We start from the raw sequence: 9798 nt of genomic DNA on the forward strand, positions 1-9798 counted from the left end.
GGCCGGTTGGCGAGCGCGCGGGCCAGGGCGACGCGCTGCGGCTCGCCGCCGGAGAGCATGGCCGGGCGATGGGTGAGCCGCGCCGCGAGTCCGAGCGCGCCGTGCAGCGAGCGGGCGCGCTCGTCGGCCTCGTCGCGTCCCGCGCCGCGCACGAGCTGCGGCAGCACGACATTCTCCAGCGCGCTGAAATCGGGAAGGAGGTGGTGGAATTGATAGACGAAACCAAGCGTGTCGCGGCGGACGCGAGTGCGGTTCGCGTCGCTCAGTTCGGCGACCTCCTCGCCGGCGATCCGGATCGAGCCTTCGAAGCCGCCTTCGAGCAAGCCGACCGCCTGGAGCAGGGTCGACTTGCCCGAGCCTGACGGGCCGAGCAAGGCGACGATCTCGCCCTGACGCACATCGAGATCGACGCCGCGCAGCACGTCGATCTTCACCCCCGCCTGCTCGAAGCTCCGCTTCAGCCCGCGAACGCCGAGCACCTCATTCATAGCGCAGCACCTGGACCGGATCGGTGCTCGCCGCCTTCCAGGCCGGGTAGAGCGTCGCGAGGAAGCTCAGCACGAGCGCCATCACCACGATCGCGGTGACTTCGAAGGGGTCGGTCTTCGCCGGCAGCTCGGTGAGGAAGCGGACCGACGGGTCCCACAGATTCTGCCCCGTCACCCATTGCACGAAGCGCGCGACGCCCTGCCGGTAATAAAGAAAGACCGCGCCGAGGATCATGCCGGCGATGATGCCGAGCACGCCGATCGTGACCCCCACGGTCATGAACACCCGCATCAGGCTGGCGCGTGGCGCGCCCATCGTGCGCAATATGGCGATGTCGCGGGTCTTGGCGCGGACCAGCATGATCAGTGAGGAAAGGATGTTGAACACGGCGACGAGGACGATGATCGAAAGCACGACGAACATCGCCACCCGCTCGACCTGAAGCGCCTCGAACAAGGCCGAGTTCATCGAGCGCCAGTCGTTGACGACGGCGCGGCCGGCGAGACTGGCGGCGACCGGCGCGAGGATCTCCTGCACCCGGTCGGCGTCGACCGTGTCGACCTCGATCATGCCGACCGCGTCGCCCATCAAGAGGAAGTTCTGCGCCTCCTCCATCGGCATGACGACGAAGGCGCGGTCGAAATCGTAAAGCCCGACCTCGAAGATCGCGGCGACGCGATAGTCGACGATGCGCGGTACCGTGCCGAACGGGGTGGTGCGCCCCTGGGGGCTGATGATCGTGATCGTGTTGCCGACGCTCAAGCCCAGCAGTTCGGCGAGGCGCGAGCCGATCGCGACGCTTTCTGCCCCGGGGCGAAGCTCGGCGAGCGAGCCGGCGAGGACGTTGCGGCCCAAGGTCTGGTTCGAGGCGATCTCCTCGACCGGCATGCCGCGCAGCAGGATCGCCTCGACCCGGCCGTCGTGGGTGGCCATCAAGGGCTGCTCGATCAGGGCCGAGGCCGAGGTGACGCCGGGCGTGCGGCGGACCTGCTCGAGCACCGGGCGCCATTCCTCGAGCCGACCGCCATAGCCCTGGACGACGGCATGGCCGTTCAGGCCCACCACCTTGTCGAACAGCTCGGCGCGAAAGCCGTTCATCACGCTCATCACGATGATCAGAGCGGCGACGCCGAGCATCACCGCGGTCAGGCTGATCCCGGCGACGAGAAAGATGAAGCCCTCGCCCTTGGCCGGCAGCAAATAGCGCCGCGCGATCATCCGCTCGTAGCGGGAGAGGATCATGACGGCCCCCACAGGCCGTCGCCCCGGCGAAGGCCGGGGTCTCGTGGAGACAGGCCGTGACCTGATTTCACTGAGATCCCGGCCTTCGCCGGGATGACGGCCGCGCTCACGAAGCCAGCCTCGCCAGCGCGCTGTCGACCGACAATTCCTCGCGCTCACCAGTCGCACGGCGCTTCAACTCGACGACGCCCTTCTCAAGCCCCTTGGGGCCGACGATCAGCTGCCAGGGCAGGCCGATCAGGTCCATGGCCGCGAACTTGGCGCCGCCGCGCTCGTCGCGGTCGTCGTAGAGCGTCTCGACCCCGGCATCGGCCAGACGGCCGTAAAGCTCGTCGGCGGCGCTGGTGACATTGCCGTCGTCGGCGCGCATGTTGATGAGGCCGACCCGGAAGGGCGCAACACTCTCCGGCCAGACGATGCCGTTCTCGTCATGGCTCGCCTCGATGATCGCGCCCATCAGCCGCGAGACGCCGACGCCGTAGCTGCCCATGTGCGGCGCGACCGTGGCGCCCTCGGCGGTCTGGACGCTGAGGCCCATGCTCTCGCTATATTTGGTGCCGAAGGCGAAGATGTGCCCGACCTCGATGCCGCGACGGCTGCGCAGGCGCTCCGCCGGGACCGGACAGTCGGCGACCTTGGCGTGCTCCTCTTCCTCCATCGCGTAGAGCGAGGTGAGCCTGGCGATCGTCGCGGCGTCGGCGGTGAGCAGCTCTTCACGCGAGATGTCCTCGACCGCGGCGTCGTAGAACAACGCGCTTTCGCCGGTGTCGGCGAGGATGTGGAATTCGTGGCTGAGGTCGCCGCCGATCGGGCCGGTCGGCGCCTTGACCGGCACCGCAGAGAGGCCGAGCCGGGCGAAGGTGCGGAGGTAAGCGACGAACATCGCCTCGTAGCTCGCCTTCAGCCCCGCCTCGTCGAGATCGAAGCTGTAGGCGTCCTTCATCAGGAACTCGCGGCCGCGCATCACGCCGAAGCGCGGACGGACCTCGTCGCGAAACTTCCACTGGATGTGGTAGAGCGTGCGCGGCAGATCGCGGTAGGATTTGACGCTGCCCAGGAAGATCTGGGTGATCATCTCCTCGTTGGTCGGCCCGTAGAGCATCTCGCGCTCGTGCCGGTCGGTGAAGCGCAGCATCTCCGGGCCGTAGGCGTCGTAGCGGCCCGACTGGCGCCACAGCTCGGCCGACTGGATGGTCGGCATCAGCATTTCGACCGCGCCGGCCCGGTCCTGCTCCTCGCGGACGATCTGCTCGATCTTGCGAAGCACGCGGTGGCCCAAAGGCAGCCAGGCGTAGATGCCGGCGGCGGTCTGACGGATCAGGCCGGCGCGCAGCATCAGCTTGTGGCTGACGATCTGGGCGTCGGCCGGGGTCTCCTTGGCGACCGGGAGGAAGTAACGGGAGAGGCGCATGGCGCCGCTCTACGGGGGCGGATGCGCCAACGCAATTGCGGGCGGACGAGCCTGTTGCACATGGTTCGCAGCTTCTGTGGCCGATGCGCAACAGGGCTGCCGCAAAGTCGCCGCACGTCGCCGTGGCGCGGTGACAAGCGGCGCGCCCCGGCCTAGCGTCCAGCCCACGAATCCAAGGACATGCGCCTGGTTCGGGGAGGCTTCGGCCCCGCTCAGCCCTTGCGAGGTGGGATGAGCGCGCGGGTCAAGCGTCACAAGGGGGTAAGACCCGCCGCAAGGCAGGTCTCACGGGTGCCCGGTTCGAAAGAGCCGGGCATTCGTGCGTCTGGGCCGAGACGATCCTTGCGAAACGCGCCTGCGCGGAGGCCAATCCGCGCCCTCGCCAATGGTTAATGCCTCTGTCGGGCGCACGGCGCTCACGGCCCGGCGCGGCAAGCTGAACCTCGGCTGTCGGGCCGGGAACGCCGCGCCGCGCGACCGGTTCATGCGGCCGACTCCCGCGCGGGCCTCCGATTGGCCGCGGGAGCGCAACCAATGGAGAGAGAGATGAAGAGCAGAACCCTTCTGCTGGCGCTTGCCGGCGCGAGCCTGATCGCGGGCGGCCAGGCGATCGCCCAAGGCCGCGGCGGCGGTCACGGTGGTGGCCACGGCGGCGGCATGGGCATGGGCCAGGGCGGCGGCCATGGCATGGGCCAGCGAGGCGGCATCGAGCTGCGCGGCCAGGGCCGGATCGACGTCGGCGTCGATCGCGGCCGCGAGCGCGGCGTCGAGACCCGCACCGAAGCGCGGGTGCGCAGCCGCGCCCCCGAGCGCGCTTCCGACCGAGCGATCGAGCGCGCCAACGAGAACAGCGTGTTGTCCGGCACGGCGCGCCCGCCACGGGCCGACCTTTCGGGGCTGCGCGCCGGCCTGACCGTGCGCAATTCGGCCGGCGTCGAGCTCGGCACGATCCGCCGGGTCAACCGGTCGAGCGACGGCACCGTCCGCTCGGTGCTGGTCGCCAGCGCCGAGGGCCAGCGCACCATCCCGGTCCGGCCGGGCACGCTCAGCATCTCCGGCGATGTGGTCACGACCACCCAGGTCCAGCCGCCCCGCTGAGGTGCGGCCAACGACGGCCGCAGGGCCCTGTACCGGCGTAAGAGGCGGCGTCCCTGAGGGGCGCCGCCTTTGCCGTCAGCCGGTGATCTAGTCCAGTCGGCGGATCGTCTCTTCGACGGTGGCGACGCGGACGCCGAAGCGGCGGAAGGTCATGCGGTTCGAGGCTGTGCGGCCGTTCGGGTGGACCGTGATCCACTGCTCGACCGAGGGCCCCTCGACGCTGCGATAGCGCAAATGAAGGACGTTGCCCGTCACCGTCCCCGTTACCGGCCCGCGCGCGTCGCTGATCGTGCCGGTGAAGCGATTGGGCCCCGCGCGGACCAGCCGCCAGCTCCGCCGCCGCACCGGCTTGCCCTCCTCGTGTACGACCTGCTCGAGCAGCAGCGCTCCGTCCGGCGCCATCCGCCCCCGCCCCTGGTGTCGCGCGGCATGCCGGCCGGAAAGGATGACGTGAACGGTGCCCTGCCCCTCGGTGCGGCCGATGAAGAACCGCTCCGGGACGGAGAGCGGCGCGCCGCCCTGCCCGGCGAGGAGCAGGAAGGCGAGCGAGGCGACTCGAATCTGCATCGCCGCAAGCTGGCAGGCCAAATCCCGTTTGTATTCAAGAATCGGCGCGGACCGGAGCTTGCTCACGAAGGACATGCGGGCGGCGGGTTTGCATTAAGGGGGCCTTGCTCCTATATGAAGGTTGCTGACGACGCCTGCGAGCGAACCTGACGCCCTGGCGGCTTCTTCTTCCCTTTCGAGCTTCACCGGCCCCGCCGCGCCATTCGCGTGCGGGTATTTTGCATGAAAGGACCCGATCATGGCTATCGGCACCGTTAAATTCTTCAATCAGGACCGCGGCTACGGCTTCATCACCAACGAAGCCGGCGGCAAGGACGCCTTCGTCCACATCAGCGCGGTCGAGCGCTCCGGCCTCGCGAGCATTCGCGAAGGCCAGAAGCTGAGCTACGAGCTCGAGACCGGCCGCGACGGCAAGGCCTCCGCAGTCAACCTGCAGGAAGCTTAAGTCTCAGGGGGATCCGCCGGGGACGCGTACGGCCACGTTCGGCCGCGCCCCGGCGGGCTCCCCATTACCAACGAAAGCGGCGGGACATCCCGCCGACAAAGGAATATGAACATACAGACCATCGGGCCGCCACGGCCCAAACTTCACTGGCCGAAGGCGCTGCTAGCGACCGGCCACCAGGGGCCTCGCCCCACCCAGCTTTCCGGCCCCGAGCTCAAGCGCATCGTCGCCGAGCTGCTGGGCTGAACAACCGGCCCTTCCCCGCCCGCGGGGGAGGGCATTTTCATGGACCCGAACGGAGGCCCAACATGTCGAGAGAGATCGTCAAACCCTATCTGATCGAAAAGGACGAGGAGGGCGCCTTCCGCCTCACCGTGCGCACCACCCGCTTCAACAGCCAGGGCTACCCTTTGGTGACCGCGACCCCGGTCGAGGAAAGCTTCAAGACCGCCACCGCCGCGCGCAGCCACGCCAAGGAATATTACGGCGCGGAGACCGGGCAATTCGCGACGAAGTGAGGATCCCGGGTCTTCTGCAAGCCGCACGGCTCACTGCCACGCTCGGTAGGGGTCAGCTGACTTAACGCGGCCTTTATGGATTCTGGGCCATAGCCCTCGCGTGCTCAGCTGGCTCGGACATGCCAAGACATATTTCCTGAACGTCGGGGAGGATCGGACCCCCTCCGGGCGCGCGCTGCTGCAGGTGCGCTACCGGGCGCTGCAGCGTCAGATCCCGCTCCTTCTATCTTATTGCGCTGGCCAGCATCGCAGGGCTGCATCTGGGCCGCGGCCTCTCCACCGAGACCCTGATCCATCCATCGAACCTGTTCGTGGTGCTGATCGTCGTCAGGCTGGCACACTGGCTGCGAACGCGCAATCGCGCGCTCGACCCGGCCCGGATCGTGACCGAATTGCGGATGACGCTGCTCCTCGCCGCCATCCTGAGCTGGGCGGCGGGCTTCTGGGCGATCAATCTGGTCTCCTCCGAGGCGCCCGAGCAGCAGGATCTGGTCATCCTCTTCGCCTCGCTCGGCGCGGTCGGCGCGGCCTATGGGCTGAGCGGCTTTCCGGCCGCGGGCCGCCTTCCCCTCCTCCTGTTCGCCCTGCCCTTTTCCGTCGCCTTGGGCTTCTCTCCCAATCCGGCGCATGTCGCGGTCGGAATCAGCCTCGGCCTGATCTCGCTGCTCTCGCTGCGGCTGCTGCGGCTGCAGGACGCGGGGCTGGTCGAGCTCGTCCGGTCGCGCAGCGTGGTGGAGAGCGAGCGCGAGCGCGCGCTGCGCGCGGAACGCGCCGCGCTCGGCGAGCAGGAACGCGTCAAGCGGGTGGCGAACACCGATTCGCTGACCGGCCTCGCCAATCGCCGCGCCTTCCTCGCGGCGCTCGAAGCCCGGCTGGCCGAAGCCTCCGAAGGGACGCTCGGCGTGATCCTGGTCGACCTGGACGGGTTCAAGCCGATCAACGACATTTTCGGCCACGCGACCGGCGACGCGCTGCTGACGGAAGTCGCGGGGCGAATGCAAAGGCAGGTCGGCAACCTCTCCACGATGGTCGCCCGGATCGGCGGCGACGAATTCGGGCTGGTCATCGACGGCAGCGACGAAGCCTGCATCCTCAAGGTCGCCCGCCGCCTGAGCGAGGCGCTCGGCCGCCCTTACCGGCTGGAAGGGCGGGAGTTTCGAGTCTCCGCCTGCTGCGGCGCGGTGAAGGTCGTGCCCGGCGCGTCGGACGTCACCTCGACGCTGCGGAACGGCGACATCGCCCTCTATAGCGCCAAGGAGCTGGGCCGCGGCAGCGTCGCCTTGTTCACGCCCGAGCTCGAGCGCGCAAATCATCGCAAGATCGAGATCGAGCGCGCGCTGCGCAATCCGCTCGCCCTGCGCGCGCTCAAGCCCGTCTTCCAGCCGATCTTCGACCTTAGCCGGGGGAGCCTCGTCGCGTTCGAGGCGCTCGCCCGCTGGCAGCATCCGAGGCTCGGCGAAATCTCGCCGGGCGAGTTCATCCCGATCGCCGAGCAGAACGGGCTCGTCGAGGGGCTGAGCGAGATCCTGCTGGGCAAGGCCGCGCGCGAAGTGGGCCGCTGGCCCGCGCCGATCCGCCTCTCCTTCAACCTCAGCGCGGTCCAGGTCTGCTCCCCCAAGGCCGCGGAGCGGATCCTGCGCATCTTGGGCAAGCAGGGGCTGGAGCCCTCGCGCGTCTGGTTCGAGGTGACCGAAACCGCGCTGCTGGCCGAGCTGACCACCGCGCACGACAATCTCGACGCGCTGCGCCGGGCGGGCGCGCGCATCGCCCTCGACGATTTCGGCGCCGGCCACGCCTCGATCTCCTATTTGCGCCAGATCGATTTCGACGCGGTGAAGCTGGACGGCTCGCTGATCACCGGCATCGCCGCCTCGGCGCGCGCCGGGCAGCTGCTGAAGGGCGTGCTCGGGCTTTGCGAGTCGATCGGCGTGCCTTGCGTCGCCGAGCATATCGAAACGGACGCCCAGCTCCGCAGGCTCATCGAGCTCGGTTGCGACGCCGGCCAGGGCCTGGCGCTCTCTCCGCCGGTGGATGCGAGGACGGCCGCCGCGCTGGCGAACGGGCTGACAGCCGCCTGGGCCGGGCAGCCAGGCGCGACCCCGATCAAACCAGCCGCGACTGTTTGACCGCCGCCTCGATGAAGCTGGCGAACAGCGGGTGCGGCTCGAAGGGTTTCGACTTCAGCTCCGGGTGGAACTGCACGCCCACAAACCACGGATGATCGGGCCTTTCCACGATCTCCGGCAGTTCCCCGTCCGGGCTCATCCCGGAGAAGATGAGGCCGCCGGCCTCGAGGGCCGGCCTGTAATGGGCGTTGACTTCGTAGCGGTGGCGGTGGCGTTCGTGGATGGTGTCGGCGCCGTAGATCGAGCGGACCACGCTGTTGCCGGCGAGGCGCGCCTCGTAGGCGCCGAGGCGCAGGGGGCCGCCGAGGTCGCCGCCTTCGGCGCGGCGCTGGAGGCCCTCCTCGCTCATCCATTCGGTGATCAGGCCGACGACCGGCTCCGAGGCGTCGCCGAACTCGCTCGAGCCCGCGCCTTCGATCCCGGCCGTGTTCCGCGCCGCCTCTATGCAGGCCATCTGCATGCCGAGGCAGATGCCGAAATAGGGGACCTCGCGGGTGCGGGCGAAGTGGACGCTCGCGATCTTGCCCTCGCTGCCGCGCTCGCCGAAGCCGCCGGGGACGAGGATGCCGTGGCAGGGCTCGAGCGTCGCGGCGATCTCGGCGTCCTCGTGCTCGAACAATTCCGCGTCGAGCCAGCGGATGTTGACCTTGACCCGGTTGGCGAGGCCGCCGTGGATCAGCGCCTCGGTGAGGCTCTTATAGGCGTCCTGAAGCCCGACATATTTGCCGACGACGGCGATCGTCACCTCGCCTTCGGGGTTGACGAGGCGATCGATGACGTCGTCCCAGCGCGCCATGTCCGGCTCCGGCGCATCCGCGATGCCGAAGGCGCGCAGCACCTCCGCGTCGAGGCCCGCCTCGTGATATTGGGCGGGGACGGCGTAGATGCTCTTGGCGTCGAGCGCGGGGATGACCGCCTCGCGGCGGACGTTGCAGAACAGGGCGATCTTCTCGCGGTCGCTGTCGGGGAGCGGGCGATCGCAGCGGCAAACGATGATCTCAGGCTGGATGCCGAGGCTGGTCAGCTCGCGCACGCTGTGCTGGGTCGGCTTGGTCTTCAATTCGCCCGCGGCGGCGATGAAGGGCACCAAAGTGGTGTGGATCGCGACCCCGTTGCCGCGGCCGATTTCGTTGCGGAACTGGCGGATCGCCTCGATAAAGGGGAGCGATTCGATGTCGCCGACGGTGCCGCCGATCTCGCAGAGGATGAAGTCGCAGTCCGCGTCGATGTCCGCCGCGATGAACTCCTTGATCGCGTTGGTGACGTGGGGGATCACCTGGACGGTGGCGCCGAGATAGTCGCCCCGGCGCTCGCGCGCGATGATGCCCTGGGAGATGCGGCCCGAGGTGACGTTGTCGCTCTGGCGGGCGGGGACGCCGGTGAAGCGCTCGTAATGGCCGAGATCGAGGTCGGTCTCGGCGCCGTCGTCGGTGACGTAGACCTCGCCATGCTGATAGGGCGACATCGTCCCGGGATCGACGTTGAGATAGGGATCGAGCTTGCGCAGGCGCACCTTGTAGCCGCGCGCCTGGAGGAGCGCCGCCAGCGAGGCGGCCATCAGGCCCTTGCCAAGCGATGAGACCACGCCGCCGGTAATAAAAATGAACCGCGCCATGGGAGGACAGGCTTAAGCGGCGTGCCCCGCAAAGGGCAAGGGAGCGAATCGGAAATATTTCGCCATTCCCCGTCACCCTGAACTCGTTTCAGGGCCCATGCCTGAGCCTGCGCGGCGACCAGGCGACGGGATGGATGCTGAAACAAGTTCAGCATGACGAAAGGGTGAGGTTATTGGGCCAGCGGGGCTCCGGTCTGGTTCGACTGCGCCGGCGGAGCTGGCGCGGGGGCCGGGGCTGCGCCGGGCTGGGCGCCGGGGACGAGCGGCTGGGCGGGGCTCGGCGCGGG

10 protein-coding genes are annotated in these 9798 nt (G+C 68.8%); 5 read left to right on the forward strand and 5 right to left on the reverse strand.

Annotated elements, in window-relative coordinates:
* The 3 genes from ACT4N8_RS14735 to proS form a co-directional block, all read right to left on the reverse strand.
* A partial coding sequence (locus ACT4N8_RS14735; RefSeq protein WP_444858871.1) for an ABC transporter ATP-binding protein occupies positions 1–488 on the reverse strand: 488 nt, incomplete at its 3' end.
* Complete coding sequence (locus tag ACT4N8_RS14740) at positions 481–1731, reverse strand: lipoprotein-releasing ABC transporter permease subunit (protein WP_444858872.1); 1251 nt, start codon at positions 1729–1731, stop codon at positions 481–483. The genes ACT4N8_RS14735 and ACT4N8_RS14740, both read right to left, overlap by 8 nt.
* A gap of 106 nt (positions 1732–1837) precedes the next feature.
* The gene (gene proS / locus ACT4N8_RS14745) at positions 1838–3142 is read right to left on the reverse strand and encodes a proline--tRNA ligase (protein ID WP_444858873.1); all 1305 of its coding nucleotides are present in this window, start codon (positions 3140–3142) and stop codon (positions 1838–1840) included.
* A 546-nt stretch (positions 3143–3688) separates the two neighbouring features.
* Between proS and ACT4N8_RS14750 the strand changes: the two genes are divergently transcribed.
* Positions 3689–4240, forward strand: a complete 552-nt coding sequence (locus ACT4N8_RS14750; RefSeq protein WP_444858874.1) for a hypothetical protein — start codon at positions 3689–3691, stop codon at positions 4238–4240.
* An 87-nt stretch (positions 4241–4327) separates the two neighbouring features.
* On the opposite strand, the gene ACT4N8_RS14755 is transcribed toward ACT4N8_RS14750, so the two are convergent.
* Positions 4328–4828 (reverse strand): DUF3833 family protein, encoded by a 501-nt coding sequence (locus ACT4N8_RS14755; RefSeq protein WP_444858875.1) that lies wholly within the window; start codon positions 4826–4828, stop codon positions 4328–4330.
* 217 nt (positions 4829–5045) lie between these two features.
* Here ACT4N8_RS14755 and ACT4N8_RS14760 point away from each other — a divergent pair, with 217 nt between their 5' ends.
* From ACT4N8_RS14760 to ACT4N8_RS14775, 4 genes are all read left to right on the forward strand, one after another.
* On the forward strand, positions 5046–5252 hold the full coding sequence (locus ACT4N8_RS14760) for a cold-shock protein (RefSeq protein ID WP_444858876.1): 207 nt from the start codon (positions 5046–5048) through the stop codon (positions 5250–5252).
* A gap of 105 nt (positions 5253–5357) precedes the next feature.
* On the forward strand, positions 5358–5498 hold the full coding sequence (locus ACT4N8_RS14765; protein WP_444858877.1) for a hypothetical protein: 141 nt from the start codon (positions 5358–5360) through the stop codon (positions 5496–5498).
* A 62-nt stretch (positions 5499–5560) separates the two neighbouring features.
* Positions 5561–5770: a hypothetical protein gene (locus ACT4N8_RS14770; protein ID WP_444858878.1), complete on the forward strand. Its 210-nt coding sequence runs from the start codon at positions 5561–5563 to the stop codon at positions 5768–5770.
* A gap of 311 nt (positions 5771–6081) precedes the next feature.
* Positions 6082–7896 carry a putative bifunctional diguanylate cyclase/phosphodiesterase gene (locus ACT4N8_RS14775; protein WP_444858879.1) on the forward strand — a complete coding sequence of 605 codons (1815 nt, stop codon included), beginning with the start codon at positions 6082–6084 and terminating at the stop codon, positions 7894–7896.
* Here the strand turns inward: ACT4N8_RS14775 and ACT4N8_RS14780 are convergent.
* The gene (locus ACT4N8_RS14780) at positions 7874–9511 is read right to left on the reverse strand and encodes a CTP synthase (RefSeq protein ID WP_444858880.1); all 1638 of its coding nucleotides are present in this window, start codon (positions 9509–9511) and stop codon (positions 7874–7876) included. The two genes, ACT4N8_RS14775 and ACT4N8_RS14780, sit on opposite strands and share 23 nt — an antisense overlap.
* Positions 9512–9798 lie beyond the last annotated feature (287 nt).

Origin of the sequence: Sphingosinicella sp., assembly GCF_052387495.1 — a bacterium.
In the GTDB taxonomy this organism is placed as follows: Bacteria; Pseudomonadota; Alphaproteobacteria; order Sphingomonadales; family Sphingomonadaceae; genus Allosphingosinicella.

Bases quoted from the DNA above. Each gene is read 5' to 3' on its own strand.
- ACT4N8_RS14760 (WP_444858876.1), top strand. From the start codon at position 5,046: ATGGCTATCGGCACCGTTAAATTCTTCAATCAGGACCGCGGCTACGGC.
- ACT4N8_RS14740 (WP_444858872.1), bottom strand. From the start codon at position 1,731: ATGATCCTCTCCCGCTACGAGCGGATGATCGCGCGGCGCTATTTGCTG.
- proS (WP_444858873.1), bottom strand. From the start codon at position 3,142: ATGCGCCTCTCCCGTTACTTCCTCCCGGTCGCCAAGGAGACCCCGGCC.
- ACT4N8_RS14765 (WP_444858877.1), top strand. From the start codon at position 5,358: ATGAACATACAGACCATCGGGCCGCCACGGCCCAAACTTCACTGGCCG.
- ACT4N8_RS14780 (WP_444858880.1), bottom strand. From the start codon at position 9,511: ATGGCGCGGTTCATTTTTATTACCGGCGGCGTGGTCTCATCGCTTGGC.
- ACT4N8_RS14750 (WP_444858874.1), top strand. From the start codon at position 3,689: ATGAAGAGCAGAACCCTTCTGCTGGCGCTTGCCGGCGCGAGCCTGATC.
- ACT4N8_RS14770 (WP_444858878.1), top strand. From the start codon at position 5,561: ATGTCGAGAGAGATCGTCAAACCCTATCTGATCGAAAAGGACGAGGAG.